This window comes from Microcoleus sp. Pol12B5 (assembly GCF_036701335.1).
Classification (GTDB): domain Bacteria; phylum Cyanobacteriota; class Cyanobacteriia; order Cyanobacteriales; family Microcoleaceae; genus Microcoleus.
The window spans coordinates 9,763-32,198 of record NZ_JAUBQQ010000025.1 but is presented as its reverse complement, the minus strand read 5'-3'; the positions used below and the strand labels follow the sequence as shown (position 1 = coordinate 32,198).

16 protein-coding genes and 1 riboswitch are annotated in these 22,436 nt (G+C 44.8%); of the genes, 7 read left to right on the top strand and 9 right to left on the bottom strand.

All coding sequences use genetic code 11. The features are described 5' to 3' along the window. Window positions 1-72: 72 nt before the first annotated feature. Complete coding sequence (locus QUA24_RS13735) at window positions 73-2,034, bottom strand: serine/threonine-protein kinase (RefSeq protein WP_333230371.1); 1,962 nt, start codon at window positions 2,032-2,034, stop codon at window positions 73-75. A 268-nt stretch (window positions 2,035-2,302) separates the two neighbouring features. Continuing rightward, window positions 2,303-2,449: riboswitch (cobalamin riboswitch) on the top strand. Between the two features lie 22 nt (window positions 2,450-2,471). Between QUA24_RS13735 and QUA24_RS13730 the strand changes: the two genes are divergently transcribed. From QUA24_RS13730 to QUA24_RS13710, 5 genes are all read left to right on the top strand, one after another. Then, window positions 2,472-2,882 (top strand): DUF1636 domain-containing protein, encoded by a 411-nt coding sequence (locus QUA24_RS13730; RefSeq protein WP_333230370.1) that lies wholly within the window; start codon window positions 2,472-2,474, stop codon window positions 2,880-2,882. A gap of 185 nt (window positions 2,883-3,067) precedes the next feature. Continuing rightward, complete coding sequence (gene cobW, locus QUA24_RS13725) at window positions 3,068-4,105, top strand: cobalamin biosynthesis protein CobW (protein ID WP_333230369.1); 1,038 nt, start codon at window positions 3,068-3,070, stop codon at window positions 4,103-4,105. A 182-nt stretch (window positions 4,106-4,287) separates the two neighbouring features. After that, window positions 4,288-5,259, top strand: coding sequence for a GTP-binding protein (locus tag QUA24_RS13720; protein WP_333230368.1), 972 nt, complete (start codon window positions 4,288-4,290; stop codon window positions 5,257-5,259). Beyond that, window positions 5,247-6,329: a WD40 repeat domain-containing protein gene (locus QUA24_RS13715; RefSeq protein ID WP_333230367.1), complete on the top strand. Its 1,083-nt coding sequence runs from the start codon at window positions 5,247-5,249 to the stop codon at window positions 6,327-6,329. The genes QUA24_RS13720 and QUA24_RS13715 overlap by 13 nt, the downstream gene beginning before the upstream one ends. 121 nt (window positions 6,330-6,450) lie before the next feature. Beyond that, window positions 6,451-7,131, top strand: coding sequence for a CADD family putative folate metabolism protein (locus QUA24_RS13710; protein WP_333204863.1), 681 nt, complete (start codon window positions 6,451-6,453; stop codon window positions 7,129-7,131). A gap of 210 nt (window positions 7,132-7,341) precedes the next feature. Here the strand turns inward: QUA24_RS13710 and QUA24_RS13705 are convergent, their stop codons facing one another. Next, window positions 7,342-8,178 carry a metal ABC transporter permease gene (locus QUA24_RS13705; protein WP_333230366.1) on the bottom strand — a complete coding sequence of 279 codons (837 nt, stop codon included), beginning with the start codon at window positions 8,176-8,178 and terminating at the stop codon, window positions 7,342-7,344. 97 nt (window positions 8,179-8,275) lie between these two features. After that, window positions 8,276-8,995: a metal ABC transporter ATP-binding protein gene (locus QUA24_RS13700; RefSeq protein ID WP_333230365.1), complete on the bottom strand. Its 720-nt coding sequence runs from the start codon at window positions 8,993-8,995 to the stop codon at window positions 8,276-8,278. Between the two features lie 90 nt (window positions 8,996-9,085). Here QUA24_RS13700 and QUA24_RS13695 point away from each other — a divergent pair, with 90 nt between their 5' ends. After that, window positions 9,086-10,162, top strand: coding sequence for a metal ABC transporter solute-binding protein, Zn/Mn family (locus QUA24_RS13695; RefSeq protein WP_333230364.1), 1,077 nt, complete (start codon window positions 9,086-9,088; stop codon window positions 10,160-10,162). A 117-nt stretch (window positions 10,163-10,279) separates the two neighbouring features. On the opposite strand, the gene QUA24_RS13690 is transcribed toward QUA24_RS13695, so the two are convergent. Both QUA24_RS13690 and QUA24_RS13685 read right to left on the bottom strand, forming a co-directional pair. After that, window positions 10,280-10,540 carry a DUF7219 family protein gene (locus QUA24_RS13690; protein WP_333037090.1) on the bottom strand — a complete coding sequence of 87 codons (261 nt, stop codon included), beginning with the start codon at window positions 10,538-10,540 and terminating at the stop codon, window positions 10,280-10,282. 289 nt (window positions 10,541-10,829) lie between these two features. Further along, on the bottom strand, window positions 10,830-10,997 hold the full coding sequence (locus tag QUA24_RS13685; protein WP_333081421.1) for a metallothionein: 168 nt from the start codon (window positions 10,995-10,997) through the stop codon (window positions 10,830-10,832). Between the two features lie 146 nt (window positions 10,998-11,143). Between QUA24_RS13685 and QUA24_RS13680 the strand changes: the two genes are divergently transcribed. After that, window positions 11,144-11,554 carry a metalloregulator ArsR/SmtB family transcription factor gene (locus tag QUA24_RS13680; RefSeq protein WP_333230390.1) on the top strand — a complete coding sequence of 137 codons (411 nt, stop codon included), beginning with the start codon at window positions 11,144-11,146 and terminating at the stop codon, window positions 11,552-11,554. A gap of 114 nt (window positions 11,555-11,668) precedes the next feature. On the opposite strand, the gene QUA24_RS13675 is transcribed toward QUA24_RS13680, so the two are convergent. The 4 genes from QUA24_RS13675 to QUA24_RS13660 all read right to left on the bottom strand — a co-directional run bounded on the left by QUA24_RS13675 (window position 11,669) and on the right by QUA24_RS13660 (window position 21,222). Continuing rightward, window positions 11,669-11,866 (bottom strand): heavy-metal-associated domain-containing protein, encoded by a 198-nt coding sequence (locus QUA24_RS13675; protein ID WP_333209897.1) that lies wholly within the window; start codon window positions 11,864-11,866, stop codon window positions 11,669-11,671. 173 nt (window positions 11,867-12,039) lie between these two features. Continuing rightward, the gene (gene aroF, locus QUA24_RS13670; protein WP_333230363.1) at window positions 12,040-12,939 is read right to left on the bottom strand and encodes a 3-deoxy-7-phosphoheptulonate synthase; all 900 of its coding nucleotides are present in this window, start codon (window positions 12,937-12,939) and stop codon (window positions 12,040-12,042) included. A gap of 530 nt (window positions 12,940-13,469) precedes the next feature. Next, entirely contained in the window at window positions 13,470-15,605 is a 2,136-nt protein-coding gene (locus QUA24_RS13665; protein WP_333230362.1) for a phosphodiester glycosidase family protein, read from the bottom strand. Window positions 15,606-15,738: 133 nt separating this feature from the next. Continuing rightward, window positions 15,739-21,222, bottom strand: a complete 5,484-nt coding sequence (locus QUA24_RS13660; protein ID WP_333230361.1) for an AAA family ATPase — start codon at window positions 21,220-21,222, stop codon at window positions 15,739-15,741. Between the last annotated feature and the right edge of the window lie 1,214 nt (window positions 21,223-22,436).

Genomic DNA, 22,436 nt, shown 5'->3' with positions numbered 1-22,436 from the left:
GTTTGTAGTAATGACTTCAGTATTTAAAATTTTTGAAAAATCCAAACAAAAGTTATTAGTAGGAACGGTTGATTATGGTTTAATCAAATATGGCTTGGATTTGCGGTAGGCAGCAATCATTCTGTTTCTTTTAAGAACAATCAAGTAAAGTAATGGAATAGCGGTGACGAGGAGAGGGGCAGTCGCACTTGCTGCTAAAACTAAAACTTTTAAGGGTTCGATCGATCCCATCTCATTTGCCACGCTTAAGTAGCGTTGAAATACGGCTCCTAAACTGATGTAAAATCCAGCGGTGAGAAATGCGATTGCTACAGTATCTTTCTTAAAAAAGCCTCTTTTTATCTGTTCGTAACTCCTGGCTTTAGCTAAGGTATAAACTACCTTAAAACAACACAAATTAGTAACAAAGAGCACAAATGTCACTACTATACTCGTCGGTAAATAAAAGACACTCAAAAGTCCACAAGCTAGAAATGCCAGGATTGTCAAACTCCTACTCTTCTCAACACAACCTGAAGCACCAACTATAGCTGCAATCACCAAACAAAAAAGTAAAGCGATTTCTTGACCCGTACTATTACCAAAACTACTACCAATAACTGATAAAAAAGTAGTCGATGCCAGAAATATTGTTGTAATCCCTAAAGTGGCTCCTAAGACAGATTGAAACCCATTTGCAGTTTTATTTACTTTTGTATAGAGCGTCTTTTCTTTTTCTGTATAGAGCATCTTTTCTGCTGCTGCAAAACCCGAAAGTAGCACAGCTATTAACGTGAAAAACATCCCTCGATCCATCGGGTTGCTTAGCAGCCAACCGAGGCAGATAAACACAAACATAAAACTCCCTCTATCTTTAAACAAATATGGCATTTGCTTTGGTTCGGGAAGAGGAGCAGTTTTAACTTGAATCTCAATTTCATGGGTATTTGGATCGGAATTAACGTGGAGTATCATCTGGCGATGATAAGTTTTACTTGCTAGCAATTTGCTCGTATCTACCGTTATTTTGCACCTAACCTCATTGCCCTCAAATTTCTGCGGTTCAAAGGAGATGTAAGGGTGGTCGTAAGGAGTATGTGGCGGATCGTTCGGGTGCGGTGCAACTTCCCATCGACCGGCTAAAATTGTATCCGGAATAGGGTTGCTAACGGTAACGATTTGTGTTACTTTCTCTCCATATTCTGTGGCTATGAATTGAATGCGATCGCGCTCAATTCTCACTTTCGGCAAGCTGCTGACATCCAAAGATTCTAGCGCAGTTAAAGCATCTGCCGCCGATGGATATCTGTCTTGCAATCTCGGCGCTACCATCCTCTCCAGCCAATTCATCCAACCCTGCTGCAATGGTGGCACTAAATGCCGGAAATGAATGCCATAATTGGCATCAACTAAATTACCGACATCCGCAGATTTCGTACCACTTAACAAGCAAATTAGCGTTATCCCCAAGCCGTAAAGATCGGAGGCTTTTGTTAATTTCCTGTTAAACATTTGCTCCGGCGGCATGAATCCCATCGTACCTTTGACAACGCTGCTAGCCGCGATATTTCCACCTCCTAGCCGAGCAAAACCGAAGTCTACTAAATAAACATTGAGTTCGTCATCTATTAACAAGTTTTCTGGTTTAATGTCGCGGTGAATTATCGGCGGGTTCTGAGCTTGCAGGTCAACTAAAATCTCTAAAGTTTCGATCGCAAATTCTTTTATATCCGGCGGCGAAAAACTCCGCGCTACAGCAGATTCGGCATTTTTGTATTCCTGCACCATGCAGAAACCGCTGTCAGTTTGAAAAGAATCCAAATAGCGGGGAATGCCCGGAAAATCCAGATTTTGCAAAACTTGAATTTCTTGTTCGTAAGCTTCGTATTCTGTCCAGGTAGCACCTAGTTGAGCGAATTGAAATTGCTTAATTACAACTAATTTTTGAGTATTCGTATTTTTCGCTAAGTATGTAACTCGGCCGCCGAGACTGTTGTGTCCGAGTTCTTTTTCAATCTGATAGCCGTGAGTGGAAAAATCGGGGAAGGCGTTCATATAGTTTGTAGTAATGTTCTTGTGGGATGGGCTTCTAGCCCGTCATTAACAGGCAAGATGCCTGTTCCACAAACAGTGATTTTTTTTGGGATGGGTTTCTATCTTGTCAGCAACAGCCAAGATGCCTGTTCCACAAAGACTTATTTTTTTTGTGGGGTTATATCCTGTCAGTAACAGGCAAGATGCCTGTTCCACAAAGACTTATTTTTTTTTGGATGGATCGACATTACCAAAATAACTTTTTTCCAAAAAGGCGGCAAGTGCGGTATGATGTGATTTCGCGATCGGTTCTAGCGGGGAGCAGCCGTTAGAGGAAACGGGGAAAGTTCGGTGCAAGTCCGGCGCTGTCCCGCAACTGTAATGAAACCGTTGTGGTTTCTCAAGTCAGAATGCCCGCCGATATCTAACTCACTTTTGAACGCATCTGCGAGGTACGGATGATGGATGGAATTAACACGGCTGTACGCACAAAGCACAGTCTATTTGTTTGCACTGCTTGCGCTAGTGTTTGGAACAACGGCAAGCGCGAAGGTAAAAGCGGCGGCCAACAATTTATGGAAAATTTGTCGCAACTCGCTAAAGATTGGGAGTTTTCTGATAAGTTTGAGATTCAAGAGGTTGAGTGCATGAGTGCTTGTAGTCACTCTTGTGCTGTGTCTTTTGCTGCTGTTGGAAAGTACACTTATCTGTTTGGCGATTTACCAGCAAATGAGTCGGAAAGCGTCGAGGCTGTACTCGAATGCGCGGGTCAATACTATGCTAAACCGGACGGTTTGTTGCCTTGGTCGGAGCGTCCTCAAGCTCTGAAAAAAGGTGTTTTAGCAAAGATTCCACCACTCCCACATTAGATAGGTTTGTCGTAAGGACTTTAGTTTTTTCCTTCTCGTTCCTAGGCTTTGCCTGGTAACGCATACTGAGAGGATCTGCTTCGTATTAAAAGCGCTCCTTTATTCCAGCGAGGCAGAGCCTCTAGATTAGCATTCCTAGGCAGAGCCTGGGAACGAGATATCACCAAATAAGCACAAAATTATCAATGCACAAAATTCCTGTTACTGTCATCACTGGTTTTCTTGGTAGCGGCAAAACTACCCTAATTCGCCACTTATTGCAAAATAATCAAGGTCGTCGCATTGCTGTTCTGGTTAACGAATTTGGCGAAATCGGTATTGATGGAGAATTGCTGCGCGATTGTCAAATTTGCGACGAAGAAGAAGAAAATGTCAGCAGCAATATTGTTGAACTAACAAATGGTTGTCTTTGCTGCACTGTTCAAGAGGAATTCTTGCCGACTATGCAGGAATTGTTGAAGCGCCGAGAACAGATTGATTGTATCTTAATTGAGACTTCAGGCCTCGCACTTCCTAAACCTTTGATTCAAGCTTTTCGCTGGCCGGAAATTCGCACGGGTGCTACAGTGGATGGTGTTGTTGCTGTTGTCGATTGCGAAGCTATTGCTAGCGGTTCTTTTGTCGGTGATATCGATGCTTTGATGGCACAGCGACAAGCTGATGATAGTTTAGATCACGAAACTCCGATCGAGGAATTGTTTGAAGACCAGTTAGCCTGTGCCGATATGGTACTTTTAACGAAGGTCGATCGCGTAGATGCGGAAACTCACCAGAAAGTCCAAAGCTGGTTGCAGCAAGAGTTACGTCCGAGTGTGAAAATTGTGCCCTGCAAAGGTGGCGAAATTAACCCGGATGTGTTAATAGGATTTAATGCGGCGGTTGAGGATGATTTGGAGTCTCGTCCGAGTCACCACGACACTGAGGAGGAACATGAGCACGATGATGATATTAACTCGACTTACTTTATTGCCGATCGCGAATTTGAACCTGAAGCTTTGGTGAAAAAACTGCAATCCTTGATGCAGCAGGAGGAAATCTATCGGATTAAAGGATTTGTGGCGGTTCCCAAGAAACCGATGAGGATGGTGTTGCAAGGTGTGGGCTCGCGGATAGAATATTTTTACGATCGCCCTTGGCAACCTTCCGAACTCCGCCAAACCAAATTAGTGCTGATCGGTCGAGAGTTAGATCGCGATCGAATTGCAGCTATGATTAACAACTAATTGTCCTCTGAGAGGGGCGGGTTTATCGATATTTTGAATTGCAGCAAATATTATTGGTAAAACTCGCCCCAACAAGCTCTGACAAACCATTTATTAACATTATTTGATATTGTGGGCGCTACCAGCAGGTCTGGTGTACAATAGCGATAATGGTTATCATTGTACAATAATCGAGGTCAAGTATGGTGACTGCTAGGGCGATCGAATCAGTTCCTGTTACCGTTCTCACGGGTTATCTCGGCGCAGGCAAAACTACGCTACTGAACCGCATTTTAACACAGGAACACGGCAAAAAAGTTGCAGTCATCGTCAACGAATTCGGCGAAGTAGGCATCGACAACCAACTGATAATTGATGCCGATGAAGAAATTTTCGAGATGAACAACGGCTGCATTTGCTGTACAGTCCGAGGCGACTTAATTCGGATTATCGGTAACTTAATGAAGCGGCGAGACAAATTCGATCACATAGTCATCGAAACCACAGGTTTAGCCGACCCCGCACCCGTAATTCAAACATTTTTTGTAGACGAAGATATGCGGGACAAATTGCTGCTAGACGCAGTTGTCACCGTAGTGGATGCCAAGCACATCTGGCAGCACTGGGATGCAGACGAAGCTCAAGAACAAATTGCCTTCGCTGATGTAGTTTTACTCAACAAAACAGATTTAGTGACTGACGAAGAAGTGGTTAAATTAGAAAAGCGAATTCGCGCCATGAATGCAATGGCAAAAATTCACCTAACCCGCAATGCTGAATTACAAATGGATGCTTTGTTGGGCGTTAAAGCATTTGATTTGAACCGGGCATTAGAAATCGAACCCGACTTTTTGGGCGAGCACACTCACGAACACGACGAAACAGTTACTTCCGTAGCAATAGTAGAATCCGGCGCTATTGACCGCAACAAATTCAGCGATTGGATGGAGGAATTGTTGCGGACTCAAGGGCCAAATATCTTTCGGACAAAAGGAATTTTGAATGTCGCCGGAGACAACCAGCGATTTGTTTTCCAAGGAGTACACATGGTGTTCGATGGCCGGCCGGATAGGCCTTGGAAAGCCACCGAAACTCCGAAAAATGAACTCGTATTCATCGGCCGTAACTTAAACGAAAATCAATTGCGAGAGGATTTCCGTCGGTGTCTAGTTTAAAAAGTAGCGAACAAACCCTGGAATTTCACGCCAAAGCAATGCTGTCTGACTACGTAACTGCTGTTACTTGGTCGCCGGGTGGTACAAGTTTAGCAGTCTGTTCTGCTGCGGGGGAAGTGATGCTGGCGGAAGTAGGGGAAGTTAATGAATTGTCCTTGCAAACACTACAAAGTGCCACGGGTAAGTCAGCCGATTGTTTGTCTTTTTCCCGCGACAGTCAGTTCCTAGCGGCTGGCGGACAAGATGGAAAAGTGCGAATTTGGCGCGTTAATTCTGGGGAATTAATTGCTGATTTGGATAACCAGCGTGTCTGGGTTGATAAGTTAGCTTGGAGTCCCAACTGCAACCAGTTAGCTTTCAGTATGGGCCGCTACGTTCAAGTCTGGAATGCTGAGGATAATGTTGTTGAAGTAACGCTGAATTTCGAGTCATCATCTATCCTCGATTTAGCATGGCATCCGATGGTTCAATATCTGGCAGTTAGCGGCTATCAAGGCGTCAAAGTTTGGCATGGCGAAGACTGGGACGAAGACCCGGAAATTTTATCAGTACCCTCTGCAACCGGTGCAATTGCTTGGTCGCCACAAGGAGAATATTTAGCTTGTGGCAATATGGACAATACTCTCATTGTTAATGAATGGGGAAATTTTGAACCGTGGGTAATGCAGGGTTTTCCGGGGAAAGTTCGGGAGTTAGCTTGGTCGGATAAAACTAATTCTTTGGGTGCACCTTTGTTAGCTGCTTCGAGCTCTCAAGGCATTTCCGTCTGGGAAAGAGACGCTGATGAAAGTGTTGGTTGGGATTCTTGGGCGTTAGAGGTGCATGAAAATGTGGTAAATGCGATCGCCTTTCAACCTAGCACATTTTTATTAGCTTCCGCCGCCGCAGATGGTCAAGTTTGTTTGTGGGGGGAAGCAGAACAATTGCTGCAAATTCTAGAAGGTGCAGAGGGCGGTTTTTCCTGTCTCGCATGGCATCCCGAAGGTCAGTTTCTCGCCGCTGGCGGATGCGGTGGCGAATTGCTGGTTTGGTCAAAGTCTATGCGCGGCCAAGGCTTCGGGCGGCGCTAAGTTAGCATAACGGGCGCACCAGTTTGACCAAAACATAAAAATTGAAAACTTGGTCTTGACAAAATGCTAGATTACAATACCATTTTAGTGGCTGAACTATCCTCCAAGGCGATCGACAATTATGACCCAACAGCAATTTCTCGAACAACTCAACACTATTCTCGACCAAAACCACTTGCTGAAACACCCGTTCTACCAAATGTGGAACGAAGGTAAACTCGACCTCGCAATGCTGCAAGAGTACGCCAAAGAATATTATCTGCAAGTCCACAACTTCCCCACCTACGTCAGCGCTACGCACGCCGCCTGTGACGACATCAAAATTCGTCAAATGCTCCTCGAAAACCTGATAGAAGAAGAGAGAGGCGCTGCTAATCACCCTGAACTGTGGCTGCGCTTTGCCGAAGGTTTGGGTTTAGACAGAAATGCTGTTATCGATCACGAACACTTAGAAAAAACCAGCGAATCCGTTCGCATTCTCAAAGACTTAGCGCGCAGCGAATCGCCTGTCACAGGTTTAGCAGCCCTTTACGCTTACGAAGCGCAAATCCCCGAAGTTTCTACCACCAAAATCGCTGGTTTGAAGGAATTTTACGGCATCGATTCCGAAGCGGCTTTGTCTTTCTTTAAAGTCCACGAAAAAGCCGACGAGTTCCACTCGGAAGCTACCCGCGAAGCGCTGTTAGAACTTTGCCAAACTGAAGAAGCCAAACAGGAAGCGCTGTTAGCCACTGAGAAAGCAACTTTTGCTATCAACTTACTGCTTGACGGCGTTTACGAAGCTTATTGTCAAGCTAAGTAAGCGTAAAAAACGCATAATTTGTAGGGCGGGCGGGACGCCCAAGGAGTGTCAGCTTAATCCGAAATCCCGCCAGGGGTTTCAACCACTGCAGGACTATGGGTTGTACCTTAAGTTGACACTGCTTGGGCAATTCTCTGTCCCTACGGGGAACTTTTTGCCTAAGCAAGCGTAAAAAACCCACAACAAATAGAGTGTGTGCATCCAATAGTGTTATCCTCTCTTTCGTGTCAAAACCCCTTGACTGGGACTGAACAGCAAAGCTACTAAAAATAACCCAAAAACAACTAATACAATTGCCGCACCCGACGGCATATTCAAATAATAGCTGAGATACATACCGCTCACGCTAGCTGTAATCCCAATAATTGCTGCTAATCCCATCATTAAATGTAGCTCTTTTACCAATAAGTACGCCGTAATTCCCGGCCCGATTAACAGCGAAATTACTAACAGCGCGCCCACAGTTTGCAAACTCGCAACAATCGTCAGCGTAATCGCCGAAATCATCCCGAAATAAATCCAGTTTACAGGCAAACCTGACGCTTGCGCCCCCAACGGGTCAAAAGTATAGAATAGCAGTTCTTTGTAAAGGAGTTTAACCGCCACCAAAATTATCAAAGTTATGACAAAAGTCTGCTGCACGTCAGCAGGTGCAACTGACAAGATATTCCCGAACAAAAAACCGTCTAAGTCTAATTTTGTTGTACGCAAAACGCTAATTAAGGTGATGCTAATTGCTAAAAATGTAGATAAAATTAATGCCATTACAACATCAATTTTTAGACGAGATTGTGATTGAATCCACGCCATAATTACGGCGCTGACAATTCCAGAGATAAACGCGCCGATCGAAATATTGAAGCCTAAAGAAAAAGCCACAGGCAATCCTGCTAATACTGAATGGGCAATCATGTCAACCATCATTCCCATTTGCTGTACAATTAAGTAGGAGCCGACGACGGCGCAGAGAATTCCTAGCAAAATTCCGACGGCGATTGCGTTTCGCATGAACTCGAATTGTAGTGGCTCAATTAGTAGGTTTAACATTGAATTACATCAATAATAGGATTTTTTAAAGCACAGTCAACTGCACAGGCGGGACGCCCGTGCTACAATTAACTTTAAAAATAAATCTTTTTTTTACTTACGCTGAAACTAAACTTAAATCGTATCCATAGGCTTTTTGAATATTCGCGGCGGTGAGAACTTCCCGGCAGGAACCCGTTGCAATTAACTGCTTATTTAGCAATAATAAATTGTCGTACTGTTTTAAAGTTTCGCCTAAATCGTGGCTGATTACTAGCAATGTTTTATTTTGGGCTTTTAGTTCGGCAAAAATATCGAAAATAATTTCTTCGGTTGCTTTGTCGATCGCGTTAAAAGGTTCGTCGAAGAAGAATAAATCGGCTTGTTGGGCGATCGACCTTGCTAAGAAAATCCGCTGTTGCTGTCCGCCAGACAGTTCGCCAATTTGCCGATCGCGCAAATCCCACATTCCTACCCGCAGCAAAGCAGCTTTCACCAATTCTTGCGACTGCTTCGAGGGGCTGCGAAACCAACCAGTCTGGACAGTTCGCGCCATCATTACCGCATTCCACACCGTAATCGGATAATCCCAGTCAATTTGCGATCGCTGCGGCACATAAGCCACCCGCGACAACTGTTCCTTCAGCAGCCGTCCCTGATATTTGACCAAACCCCGACAGGCCGGGATCAATCCCAGCATCGCTTTCACCATCGTGCTTTTTCCCGCACCGTTGGGGCCGAATACACCGGTTAATTGTCCCGATTGTAAATGGAAATTCACGCTGTTGAGCGCCGAAATTCCGCGATAATTGACAGCCAAGTCTTGTACTTCTAGCATAATTCGAGATTTTGAGAACGATTCTTGTTCGTAGCTACTAGAATAGGATAACTCGAAAAAGCAATAACGATTATCGTTCCAAAGGTGAAAATGTTAAAGAAGTTGGTTGGAAAAACCCGCAGATTGTCGGGGGTGGCTGTTTTGGCGATTGGCTGCGGAGTGGTTGGGTGCAGTGGAGGGCAGAACGCAAGCAATCCGGTGTCAGACAGTCCCGCCACAAGTCAAACTCAAGCCAGTCCCGCCGCCAATTTGCCAAAAGTCGTGGCCACGACTGGCGTTATCTGCAACCTAACTAAAGAAATCGCTCAAAGTTCGATCGACACCACCTGTCTGATCAAGCCGGGAGACGACCCCCACGCCTACCAAACCAAGCCGGAAAACCGCAAAGCTATTGAAACAGCAAATCTGATTTTATACGGCGGCTACAACCACGAACCCAGCATCATTAAGTTAATTGAATCTAGCAGTAATTCCGCGCCCAAAATCGCCGTCCACGAACTCGCCGTTCCCAAACCGCTGATGGGCGAACACGAGCACGAACACGGCGAAGAGAAAGGGGAAAACAAACCCCATGCAGAAGGTGAAAAAGTCCCTGACCCTCACGTTTGGCATAATCCTCAAAATGGCCGCCGCATGGTAGAAATAATTCGCGATCAATTGATCGAAGTTTCCCCCAACAATGCTCAACTTTATACAAAAAATGCAATAAGCTTAACAGATGAGCTGCAAAAAATAGATACTTGGATCAAAGCTCAAATTGCGACTATTCCAGCCCAAAAACGGAAGTTAGTAACAACTCACGATGCTCTGAGTTACTATGCCGATGCTTACGGTTTGGAGATGGCTGGAGCTTTGCAGGGTGTGACGACAGAGGAACAGCCCACCGCAGCAAGAATTGCCAAATTGTCCTCAGAAATTAAGACCGCAGGAGTGCCGACAATTTTTGCGGAAACTACAACTAATCCGAAGTTGATGGAGACTGTGGCGAGGGAGGCAAATGTCGAAATTTCCAACAAAGAACTTTACAGCGACGAGTTGGGTGGCCCCGGCACCGGTGCTGATACATATCAGGGAATGCTGAAAACTAATACTTGCGCGATTATTTCTGGCCTCGGTGGGAATTGTACTTCCTTTGCCGGAGCAACTGCACCAAATCCCAAACCATAGAGTGTCTAAAGTTTGCCTACTAGCAAGCACCTTACATTTGCTGGGTACGATGCAAAACGCAGCGCTCGCAATCGCAGGGGTTTTCGATTGCAAACGCTGCGTTTTGCAGCGATGACTTTAAGGTGAATTTGGCTCCTCGGTACTGGGGGGTTTTTGGCCAATTCCCAATTGCTTCTTAGAGGATTTTAAGTCTTTCCAAAGCATCTTAATATCTTTATAGGCTTTCTCAGCACTAATTTTCCCCCCTGTTTCCAGCGAGCAAATATAAGTTATTTTTTGAGCAAACTCCTGCAAGTTGGCATTAAACGCCAAGTTTTCTGGCGTGAAATCACCGTAGTAGCGATTGCGAGGATGTAAAAAATCTTCCCGCTCTTTCATTGCCCCCTCCTAATTAAACTTTTGGTATTCAACTTGTGGTTCGGTCTCTGCTGTTAATAGCACTATTTGTACTCAGTATCGCGGCGCTAACTTGCTTCTATTGTATTGCGTAAGTAGCAATTGTGCTTTTTCGCTCTGTATTTAGTCTATTAATACAGTCTTAACCTTAAGTTAGCTTTATTTTAACTTTTCTTTAACCTAAAAGCAAAAAAAATGGGAAATGCGCGGTTCGCATCTCCCTAAAGATAGATTTGGCAGTTGGTGATTAACCTTTTGTGAAGCCGAATATTTATTTGTGGCACTCGCAGCCGGTGTGGCCGCAGCCTTGGCCGTTGGGGTGTCCGTCAGCGCAAGCACTGGAACAGTATGTTTTGCCGTCTTTTTCAATGGCTTCGCTGGGGCTGACAACGCACGAGCATGAAGGACAGGCACATTTTGTTTGGGTGGCAGTAGTCATTTTACATTCTCCTGGTGGGGTTGTTTGTCTATACTAATATATGAACACATATTCAGATATAAGTCAAGGGAGTGTAAAAGTTTTGTTACAAAAGCTTTGCCGATCGCACTAAAATGAAAATGAGAATTAAAATTAGCCGGGAAAAGATGTCACCCAACTCTGCTGTTAATGGAGCGATAAGTCAGCCTCACCAAGAAAACGATACACCAATGTGCGATCCATCGCACCTAGTTGACTGTTTGCGGGCTGGGGACATCCAAACACAAGTTCTCAACACCGCAAAAGCGCAGCGGATGGCTGAGTTTTTCAGTCTTTTGGGAGATGCGAATCGCCTGCGGCTGCTGTCGGTTTTGGCAAAACAAGAACTGTGCGTGTGTGACTTAGCTGCAGCGTTGAGTATGAGTGAGTCAGCAGTATCGCATCAGTTGCGGGCATTGCGGGCGATGCGGTTGGTAAGTTACCGCAAGGTTGGGAGACAAGTTTTTTATAGTTTACTCGATCGCCACGTTTTGGAACTTTACCAAGCAGTCGCCGAACACTTAGACGAAGCAGATTAAGCTTTTGGGGATTGGGCATTGGTAATGGATTTAAAATTCTCTAGGGGCGGCTTTTACCAATTATTTTGGTTTAAGACCACTAATCTCGTAAATCCGCCCCCACCCAACTAGATATTAATCTTGGACGGTGTGGCCTGTAGCAACAACCGCCTGTTTAATTGACTCTTCCGAAGCTTGAGCTTCTACTGTAACAGTCTTAGCTGCGACATCCACATTCACAGTAGCATCGGATTCAACAGTTTTGATGGCTTTGGTAATTGTATCACCGCAGCCGGAACAGACGATCGAGGGAACGTTAAGTAGTATTGCCATAATTAAGCAAAATTTCGTAGATGACAGTATTATTTTTTATTTTAATCTAAATTCGTGAAACACGCGCTTTCGCCGATTCTGGCAGGGGTTTAAACCCCTGCCTCAAAGCTCAAGCCGGTTAAAACCGACTGTAGAGTTTGACGTTAAAAGTTATAGATTATTTCCTACCAATATCACTTCAAACTTAATACCTCTGAAGGCACATTAATATCGGGTATGCGGCGCCCAACGGCGGCGGCTACAGGCCGCAAACTCGCAACTAAATCTACCATATCTGGTAAAGAAAGAGCTTGCCGCGCGTCAGAAACCGATTTTTCCGGTTGCGGGTGACACTCAATAATCAATCCGTCTGCACCGCAAGCAACCGCTGCTTTGGCTAGTGGTGTGACTAATTCTCGCTTGCCGACAGCGTGAGAAGGGTCTACTATTACTGGCAAATGAGTTAACTGTTTCAACGCTACGACTGCACCTAAATCTAATACGTTTCGGGTGTAATTGTCGAAGCTGCGGATGCCTCTTTCGCAGAGAACTACATGAGGATTTCCGTGACTGAGAATGTATTCGGCGGCCATCACAAATTCTTCGATTGTGGCTGATAAGCCGCGTTTTAGCAGGACTGGCTTTCCGGCTTGACCGATCGCCTTTAGTAACTCGAAGTTTTGCATATTGCGGCTGCCTAATTGCAGCATATCAGCATAGGTGACAACTGGCTCGATTTGGGCGATCGACATTACCTCTGTAACGACGGGTAAACCGTAACGCCGGCTGACATCGGCTAAAATTTCGAGTCCCTCAATTCCCATCCCTTGGAAAGCATAAGGAGAAGTGCGGGGTTTGTAGACTCCGCCTCGCAAAGCTTGCACGGATGCGGCGGATAGTTGGCGGGCGACGGTTTCCATTTGTGCGGAACTTTCTACGGTACAGGGGCCACCGATGATTAGTAATTCTGTGCCACCGACTGAGACTGTTTCTGAGAGTTTGACAATTGTTTGGTGTTCGGGATGAGATTTAGTGACGAGTTTGGCTTCTAACATGAGGGAATTTTCCTGGAAATTTAAGTGGGTGGTTGACAACAAAAAACCCGGAACTTTTAAGAGTTCCGGGTTGGTGCGAAAAGACAGCGCGACAATTTACCCAGAACTCTTGTTGGGCCAAAAATAAAAGCTGTAGTACCAGTTACTGAATAATGTCATTGCTGTTTTCGCTTGTACTCGATTGGTTGTTGGGAAAAAAACTAGAAAAAACAAAACCGCAGGTGTTAATCTGCGGTTCGCCCGGATGTTCACAGTGAATTACCAATTCACTCCGGGCGAACTTGGCTGTACCAAAAATAAAAATAGCTGTTGGCTGTGAACATAGCTAAAGTGCTGCGATTTGTGGATTAAACACCATACTATTCGACAAGCTAGCACAGGGAGACTGGGATGTCAAGTTATTTTTTGCAAAACATTTGTAGATGCCCCGGCGGTTGGAAACCGCAGCTACACAGACGAAACCTGCCTCAGCAGGTTGGGAAATTTACATTTCCCAGTTTACGTAGGTGGACTTTGTTTGTGTAGTAGCGGTTTCTAACCGCCGAAAATTAATGTCGAAAATTAACTACTTATGGTTGAATGAAAATACCGATCACATTATGAACTCTCGCAGCAGTTGACGGAGGTCGATCGAGCAAACTACCTCCCAAATACAAACTCGTCGAACTTCCCCCATCCAAATTTAAAGCCTCCACAGCACCCATTTGCTGCAATATCTGCGCCAGTTCTGCGAAGTTGGGTCCCGCCCCGCCCGCGCGATTGTGCACCGCTACAATCAGCAAATTCCCCGCAGCATTTCGCCCGATCGCACTTCTAATTGCTGTCTGTCTAACATAGGCATCGCTAAACCCTTCCGCCCTAGCATCCAGCACAACTTGACTGTTTTTTACCAACACCGGCCCGCCGCCAAGAATGTAAGGAAAACGGTTGAAATCAGCAGGAAAAGTGTTAGTTTCTAAACGCAATAAAGTGCCGATAGAGAGTTCAGATGCCGGGAACGAATCGGCACGCAAAACCAAAATATAACCGTTAGCTGGAATGGGAAAAGTTGTTGTTCCGGCCGCACCTCCGGGGGATTGGCTGACAACTCTATCGCCCGCAACAGTCACAACTATTTCATTGCCAGACAACGGAGTATAAGTTGTTCCCCAATCCGAATTGTAGCGACCGATTCCCGGTTGTACGTAGGCACTATTGAGATGAGAAACAGGCAAAAATTGATTTGCCGGAGTGATCAAAATTTCTTGCAAAGTTAAACGATCGATCGCAAATTCTCCGCGATCGTTCCACGCGATCGCCCCCCGGTTCAATATCGGCCCGGAAAGCCATTTATTGTCCCGCCGAATTGCCCCCAAAGCTAAGCGATTTATCCGATTGAAAAACCCTGCATTAATCGCCGCAGCCACTCCCGAAACTTCGGCTGTTTGCAATAAAGGTGCAGTGCCTTGATCTGCAGGCGGATTACTGAGAATTGGTCGAATTTTTACACCAGCTTGACGCGGATTCACTTCTAACCAAACTACCGGAAAACGCGCGGTTCCTAAAATCTGATACTGCTGCCGCCACAGCACACCGGGCGCCCAAACAATGTTTTTTTCTACTAACGAATCTGGGCGAATATCGATAACTAATCGATTGGGATTTCCCAGGCTGAAAACTTGCGGCCGCCAACCCAAAGGAATCCTCACTTTGACTCGGGTTTGAACGCCGTCAGGTTCGACTTTTAGTGATAGCAATTGTTTGCTGGTTGAGAAAGTCTGCTGAATTATGGCGGGTGCGACTTTGGCATCGATCGCGATCGACCATTCTTGACCGGCGATCGGTGCTGCGGGCGTTATTTGCAGCGGGAGGGTGGGTTTGGTCGGGTCGTCGGGTGTTTCGAGGTTTGGTGCTGCGCGGAGGTTTGGCAGTGGGATAGCGGGCTTTGTGGGGTCGTCCGGGGGGTTGGGTTTGGGTGTCGGCGACGGGATTGGTTTATTGACAAAGTTGACTTGCCAAGGAGTTGGTCGATCGAGATCTACTACAATGCGATCGCCCGATTCTATTTCTGCTTGCCGAATTCCGGTAACACTTGCAGTTTGAGAAGTAATTTTTAGAATATTCCCATCAGCAGATATCTCCCAGCCCGCAAGTCTAGCAAAATCTGTAACATCTAAGTAACGATACCGGCCTGTTGCCCGCGCTGCTAAGCTTTGAGCGCTGGTTAAAGATACCGAAAACCACTGCACCGGTTGTTTGGCACTATCGGCGCTGCTAAGCAAATCCACTCCCGCACTTTGCATCAATCCTACATCAGCAATCCAAGTTCGGAAATCCCCAGAAGTGTTGTTTGCCGGCTGCTGAGTCCAACTTAGGGGGAGAAGGCGGCCGTTTAGGGACACTTGGCGGCCTTGTCTAATTCTCGAAGATGGCGGTACAGATTGAGCCAAAAACTTATAGTCCGACAGGGGTTGAAACCCCTGTCTCATAGCTGAAGTTCTCTCAAGAGAACTATCGGTGAATATTTCAGTCGGTTTTAACCGACTTTCGCTATCAGCCAGGGAATTCATTCCCTGGCGGGATCTCGAAGCATGAATCAAGCCAGCCCTCTCCCCATCTTGTGCTCTTGCGGGTTGATTCCCGACTAAAGACGGGGCGATCATCGCCAGTACGGGTAAAATCGAGACTGACAATATTAGACGCCAATAGAAAAAATTACGTTTCACAGCTTACAACTCACAATTTCACTTCTAAACGCATGGGGATTTAGAAACCCGGAAAATCCGTATGTTTCTTCTTACTAAATCCGATATTTTTAGCCAATCGCACTAATTGCCCTCAAGCCCTACTACAAAAGGCTCACCCCGGAATAGAAATCACAAACTCCGAACCCTGCCCCAAAGAAGAATTTACGAATAACGTACCTCCATGTTTTTCCACAACAATTTGGTGTGCGATCGACAATCCTAATCCAGTTCCTTGACCCACAGGCTTGGTTGTGAATAAGTGGTTAAAGATGTTTTCCTGGACTTCCGCCGACATCCCCACTCCATTATCCTTAATCCGAATCAAAACCTGATTATTGTCTTCGCTCAGAGCTGTTTGAACCGTGATTTGATTAGGTAGGTTTTTAATTTCACTAAAACTCCGCCCCTTATTTAACTCCTCCAAAGCGTCAATAGCATTAGCCAGCACATTCATAAATACCTGGTTTAACTGTCCGGGAAAGCATTTTATGAGGGGTAAGTTACCATACTCTCTCACAACTTCAATGGCAGGGCGGAACTCGCTGGCTTTTAAACGGTGCTTGAGAATTAGCAGAGTGCTTTCAAGTCCATCGTGAATATTGAAAGCAACTGGTCTATCGCTATCTGCTCTGGAAAACGTTCTCAGACTCGTACTGATATTGCGGATGCGCTCGACTCCTTCCTTCATCGAGCCAATCAATTTGGGCAAATCTTCTCGCAAATACTCCAAGTCCATATCCTTAATTTCTGTTTCAATGTCCCCTCCCGGATTGGGAAAATTTTCTTGATACAAATCAATCAAATTGAATAAATCCCCCACGTATTCTTGAGCAGGTTGCAAGTTGCCAGCGATAAAGCCTACGGGATTGTTAATTTCGTGGGCTACCCCTGCGACTAAATTTCCCAAAGCAGACATCTTTTCACCCTGTACCAATTGCAGTTGCATCTGTTTGAGATTCTGGATAGACTGCTCCAGTTTTTGGGCATAATCCTGAGATTGTTGATAAAGTTGTTGAGATTGTTGATACAATCGGGCGTTTTCCAGCGAGATAGCAGCTTGGGAGCAGAGGATGTTGAGGAGGGCGACGCGATCGCCAGTGAATGCCCCCGTCGTCAGATTATTTTCCAAATACAGAATTGCCATCATTTTGCCTTGATGGATAATCGGAGTACATAGGATGCTCTTAGGTTGGTGCTGCTTGATATAGGGGTCAGAAGTAAATATTAATTCCGTCTTGATATCATCGAAAACTAGGGTTTCAGTGCTACGTTTAACGTAATTAATCACAGTCTGGGGAATTGATTCGCTCTCCTCGATCCCAATAGTTTCTTGCAGAATACAGCCTTGGCTATCGCTACAGTGGACGGCAATTTTCCAGTTTTCCTCTTCTTTCAAAATCAATACTCCTGTTTGAGCGCCTGCATTCTGAAGCGCCACTTCCATCAGCGTAGTGAGCAATTGTTCAAGCTTAATTTCGCTCGACAGAACTTGATAAGCTTTGATAACAGTTGGTAAATCTATTACTGCGGTACTCGTACTTCCAGCAATTGTTTGGTTTTTGCTAGAAGATGAGGTGTCATGGGAGGTAGTCACTACCTCGAACAAACGAACTTGATGATGTTGCAAAATAGGAGCCAGCAATTGAGAATAGCGTTGTTCTATGTCGTCAATTTTCGCTTTAGCTCCCCAACGAGAGTAGGCATAGTAGGCATCAATTAGATAAAGTTGAGCAATTTTTTCTTTACCCCATTGTAAATAAAATTTTGCAGCCAGCTCATTTGCCAAAGCTTCTTCATTGAGGTATTTGTTTTCTTTAGCCAGAGCGATCGCGCGATCGTAAAAATCCATCGCCTCAACTTGCTGTCCTAAAACGCGATGACGCTCTGCCTCGACCAAATAGAACTTATGCAAGTGATTCATAGGGGCATACTCCGCCCATCGCTGGCTTTTTGCCTGATTTACTGCTACTTTTTTTAGGAGTGCAGCTTGTGTTTCCGCATCAGCCTCTGCATACACCCCTAAGTACGTTAGAGACCCATAGAAATAAATCAGCGAATACTGAAGCCCTGCTGTTAGAGCATCCGAATATTGCTCTGCTAGCACGGCATTTTCCAGCGCTTGTTGAGAGTTTTCAAACAAATAACCGAGAATCAACTTGTTGAGATAAACGCTGCAAATCGCATACTGCACCTTATTAGCTTGATGCTGCGGTATCATGATGTCTTCATCATAAGCTTCCCCAACCAAACGGCAGGGGTTATCGGTTTTGCCTCGCAAGTTCAAAACAGCCTGCCGAAAAATTTTCACGAAACTGAGTGCGTTTCCCTGACGAATCTGATGAATAGCGCGCTCAAATGTTTCTGTCTCCCGCTCCATTTCCGCCAAGTCTCTGCCCATAGAGAAAGAAAGCGCCGTATAATTGTAAAGTCCATAGGCAGCATATTCTAATTCTCCTGCTTCTAGGGCAATTTGATGGGCTTCTAATAAGAATGGCAAAGAATCTTCGGGGTAGCGTTTCCAATGCCGGACATAGCCATAAACAAGATTGTAAGTTTTGGTTTTTAACTCTTTGCTTTTCAGATGATTTAGGAGACCTAAAGCTACCTCACCAGATTGATAGCCGATATCAATATCCCCTCCTGTTCCTGCATGAATTAAACCATACCAAGCATAACTAAAAGCAGATGTAGGTGCATTTCCATAAGTCAGGGATAGTTCTATTGGCTTGCACACAATCAGCGGGAATAATTTAGATGCAGACTGATAAGAAGCCGACACAACCGTGCCTAAAATTCGCAGCGCTGCCAGATAATAGGAGTCGGTCATCTTTGGAAGATTAATCAATTCTTCCAACCTGTGGCTGGCGAACTTGCGTTTCGTTTCTTCCTGGGTTTGCTGAACCTTCTCCGGGCTGGGATTATCTGGAAATTCTACGCCCAGTTGTTTGAGAACAATCAGCGCAGTCTTTTCTGCTAAGGGTAAATTATTTTGAGCGATGTAACTTTGAATTCGCACTGTATAAACTTTCACAGTATCCAGAGAGGTTTGGGCTTGCTGCAACACGATTTGCACCCATTGATCCATTTGTTCAAATTCACCGCTCAGGAATGCCGCTTCAACTGCTTCCTCATATAGGTTTAATGTGAGTTGGTACTGGCTGTCCCAACAATCCGTGGCTAATAATTCAATTCCCTTACTCAAGCACTCAAAGGCGGCAGCATACGCTGTTGCGGCTTTTGCTTTTCGTCCAGCTATTAGATTTAACTGGGCATATTTTTGCCGTTGCACCGGATCGCTAACCAGCTTAATCGCCCTATTCAAATGATTAACCATTTCAAAAACTCTTTCTTCCCGCTCGACTTCCGATGTTTGCTTAAACAGCAGTTGCCCTATCTTTAAGTGGGTCGAGCGTTTTTGGTCTTCGGGAATGAGAGAATAGGCAGCCTGTTGTACGCGGTCATGCAAAAACTTGTATTTCGCTAATTGTTCATTGCTAGTTAATAAGTTAGCGCTCTCTTCCCTGCCCGCTGGTTCAGCTAAGTCTTTACTACATTGTTGATAAAATTTATAAACATCGCTAACTGGTAAAATCAACCCTTCTTGCAATGCTTTCCACAAAGCTGTTGCTGTTTCTGTTGGCAAATTTTCATCAACAATTGCTAAGGTCGCCAAATCAAATTGATTGCCAATACAAGCAGCTAACTTTAAAACTTCCTGTGTCCTGATTGGCAACTTTCGCAACTGAATTGCCATGAATGCTACTACATCATCCGTTAGTGCCAAGGTTCGCACTAGGGCGATATCGCCCTGCCAATACCGAGCTTCCAAATTAAACTCAATTATCCCATCTTCATGCAAAGATTTGAGGAATTGTGTGCTAAAAAAGGGATTGCCTTGGGTTTTCTGATAAACGAGTTCTGTCAAAGGCATAGCCAACGCTTTAGAACAAACTAAAGTATCGGCAATCAAACAATTTAAATTGAAGCAATCGAGCGGTGCGAGGGTAATGGTGTTGACTGTGGCTCCCGTTTGTTGAATTTCGGATAATGTCACCACCAAAGGGTGTACGGGACTGACTTCGTTATCTCGATACGCTCCAATTAACAAGAGATACCGTCGTGAGCGATCGCTCGTCAAAAGTTGAATCAACTTTAATGAGGCTGAGTCGGCCCATTGCAAATCATCTAAGAAGATGACTAGGGGATGTTCTTCGGTTGTGAATAGTTGAATGAAGTTCTCTAATAAGCGATTGAAGCGATTTTGGACCGCACTGCCCGAAAGTTCTGGTGCGGGTGGTTGCTCTCCGATAATCCGTTCTAGTTCAGGAATTACCTCAACGATTACCTGAGCATTCTCGCCTAATGCTGCCAGGATTTGAGTCTTCCACTGTTCAACTTTCGCATCTGTTTCGCTCAGCAATTGGTTCATTAAATCGCGAAAAGCTTGTACAAAAGCTGAGAAGGGTTGGCTGCGTTCAAGTTGGTCGAATTTGCCTTTAATGAAGTAGCCTCTAGCTGCGACAATCGGTTTGTGAACTTCGTTGACGACGGCGGTTTTGCCAATACCTGAGAAGCCAGCCACCAGAATCATTTCCGCGCTTCCTGCACTCACGCGATCGAAGGCTGCTAGTAGGGAGAATACTTCGTTCTCTCTACCGTATAATTTTTCGGGAATGATGAAGCGATCGCACAAATCTCGCTGTCCTAGTTTAAAAGAGGCGATTTCTCCAGTTTTTTGCCACTGGTACAAACAATTTTCCAAATCAAACTTGAGTCCGATCGCACTTTGATACCTATCTTCAGCATTCTTCGCCATCAGTTTGCTAACAATTTCAGACAGCACCAAGGGAACGCTTTTGTTAAGGTGATGGAGTGGGATAGGCTGCTTGGCAAGGTGACAGTGTACTAACTCTATCGGATCTTCGCTTTGGAAAGGCAACTGTCTCGTTAGCAGTTCGTAGAATGTAACTCCCAGAGAGTAGAAATCCGTGCGGTAATCAATGCCTCGGTTCATTCGCCCAGTTTGTTCGGGAGATATGTAAGGTAAAGTGCCTTCCAGGAGGTTGGGATTTTGAATTTCTTGCGTTTGGCGCGGCAAAAGGGAAGCGATGCTGAAGTCAATCAGCTTAACTTGTTTGCTGGCGGGGTTAATTAGAATGTTGGCAGGTTTGAGGTCTTTATGGATGATGTGGTGGCGATAAAGTCCGTCAAGCGAGTTGGCAATTTGAATTGCAATGGGAAGAAACTCGTTAATGGGCAAGCCTTTTAGGGGTTCGTTACTCGCGAATACCAGACTAGCGAGGTAACTACTTAAGGAAATTCCCCCAAAGTCTTCCATCACCAGACCATAGTGGTTATTGTAAATCTCCAGGCTGTATGCCTTGACAGTGCCGGGGATCTCTAAGTTTTTAGCAATGACGTACTGGTTGCGGAAATGAACGAGTTCGTTGAAGCGGGGAAAGTCATTTCGCAGCAGTTTGATCACTACGGGCTGCTGATCTGAAGACCGACGGCCACGATAAACTAGAGTTCGATTGCCTGCGTATATTTGCTCGTTGATTTGATATCCTCGAAAAATATTTGTTATGCTAGCCATACCTACCTACTCCTAGTGCTTCTGTCAAGCCTGAAACTTTTTAGAGTTACTATCTACTATTTTCGCTCTATCGGCCGTGCTATTGATTAACTATATTTAGTTTAATCTACTTTGTCGCTCAAATTATGAAAGCGCTCTTTTAAAGCCAGACTTAATATTTTGGTTGTTTTTGCTTGTATACTTTTTTTGAGATAGCGTTGACCTAAAATTACTTTAGCTTTTGGCTTATTTGCTGAGTCATTAACACACATTAATACAAGTGTGCGGGGTTAATTTAAGCTAACCTCTTCCTTACGAAAAAAGCGTGAATTCTCAAGCACTCTGCTATTTTAATCAGTGTCAAGTTATTTTAATTATATCTCTCATATAATAGGATTACCATGATTTATATCACTGGGCTTCGGTCTATCTGTATGCAGAATTGAGCGTAATCACCATCTGCACATTTTAGCAGTATTACGATTTCCCCTAACTAACCTTTCTTTTATAAAAGATAGGCATGAAATATTCCCCATGCCAATCAAATCTGTAAAAACGCTCACGGTTGAGCCAAACAAAATTACCAAGGACAAGCTTGTGAGCGTTAGTCGAGTTGAGTTTGAGATTTGAGATTTACTTCAATGAATCTGGCAGCTTGGACAGTGGTCTAAAATTTTTGCCTCTCCCCGAATCAGCAAGCAAGTATCCATTTGGGCGCGTGTTCCAAAAGGCGGCGCAGGCTCTACCAGATGCTCCTAATGTTTTAGAAATCCTTGAAATATCCTGCATTGATGAGTGATATCCATTCCGGTTGTATCGGAATGATTAAACCGCAGAGGACGCAGAGGATACAGAGAAAGGGAAGAGAGAGAACAATAATTCCGATGCCAACGGATTTGAGATGACAAAACTTTGTGGGTAAAAAAATCTCAATTTGAGTTATGGAAAACTGTCAACCTTTTTCGGCTAGGCATCTTAGCGTGAGTTCTGGACGATCGCTGACAAGACTTGCACGCAAACTCTAAGTCTAATGGGTGAAATTTTATCAATTTTTTGATAAACTTGATGTTCGCGGCTTGAGAGTTGACTTCACAATAAGACAGGTTTCACCAGTTGTGAACCGCGCTGCTACATTGCACCTACCGACTGAGCGGGCAGGTTGCTTTTGTGTCTGCGGGCGCTGACGAAAGCAACTCAACAGCGCAGCAAGCAAAATAACGCTAAAGTTACTATCT

What these genes read in the sequence shown, in the direction of transcription:
- QUA24_RS13735 (WP_333230371.1), bottom strand. Translation starts at nt 2,034, where the DNA reads ATGAACGCCTTCCCCGATTTTTCCACTCACGGCTATCAGATTGAAAAA.
- QUA24_RS13730 (WP_333230370.1), top strand. Translation starts at nt 2,472, where the DNA reads ATGATGGATGGAATTAACACGGCTGTACGCACAAAGCACAGTCTATTT.
- cobW (WP_333230369.1), top strand. Translation starts at nt 3,068, where the DNA reads ATGCACAAAATTCCTGTTACTGTCATCACTGGTTTTCTTGGTAGCGGC.
- QUA24_RS13720 (WP_333230368.1), top strand. Translation starts at nt 4,288, where the DNA reads ATGGTGACTGCTAGGGCGATCGAATCAGTTCCTGTTACCGTTCTCACG.
- QUA24_RS13710 (WP_333204863.1), top strand. Translation starts at nt 6,451, where the DNA reads ATGACCCAACAGCAATTTCTCGAACAACTCAACACTATTCTCGACCAA.
- QUA24_RS13705 (WP_333230366.1), bottom strand. Translation starts at nt 8,178, where the DNA reads ATGTTAAACCTACTAATTGAGCCACTACAATTCGAGTTCATGCGAAAC.
- QUA24_RS13700 (WP_333230365.1), bottom strand. Translation starts at nt 8,995, where the DNA reads ATGCTAGAAGTACAAGACTTGGCTGTCAATTATCGCGGAATTTCGGCG.
- QUA24_RS13695 (WP_333230364.1), top strand. Translation starts at nt 9,086, where the DNA reads ATGTTAAAGAAGTTGGTTGGAAAAACCCGCAGATTGTCGGGGGTGGCT.
- QUA24_RS13690 (WP_333037090.1), bottom strand. Translation starts at nt 10,540, where the DNA reads ATGAAAGAGCGGGAAGATTTTTTACATCCTCGCAATCGCTACTACGGT.
- QUA24_RS13685 (WP_333081421.1), bottom strand. Translation starts at nt 10,997, where the DNA reads ATGACTACTGCCACCCAAACAAAATGTGCCTGTCCTTCATGCTCGTGC.
- QUA24_RS13680 (WP_333230390.1), top strand. Translation starts at nt 11,144, where the DNA reads ATGTCACCCAACTCTGCTGTTAATGGAGCGATAAGTCAGCCTCACCAA.
- QUA24_RS13675 (WP_333209897.1), bottom strand. Translation starts at nt 11,866, where the DNA reads ATGGCAATACTACTTAACGTTCCCTCGATCGTCTGTTCCGGCTGCGGT.
- QUA24_RS13660 (WP_333230361.1), bottom strand. Translation starts at nt 21,222, where the DNA reads ATGGCTAGCATAACAAATATTTTTCGAGGATATCAAATCAACGAGCAA.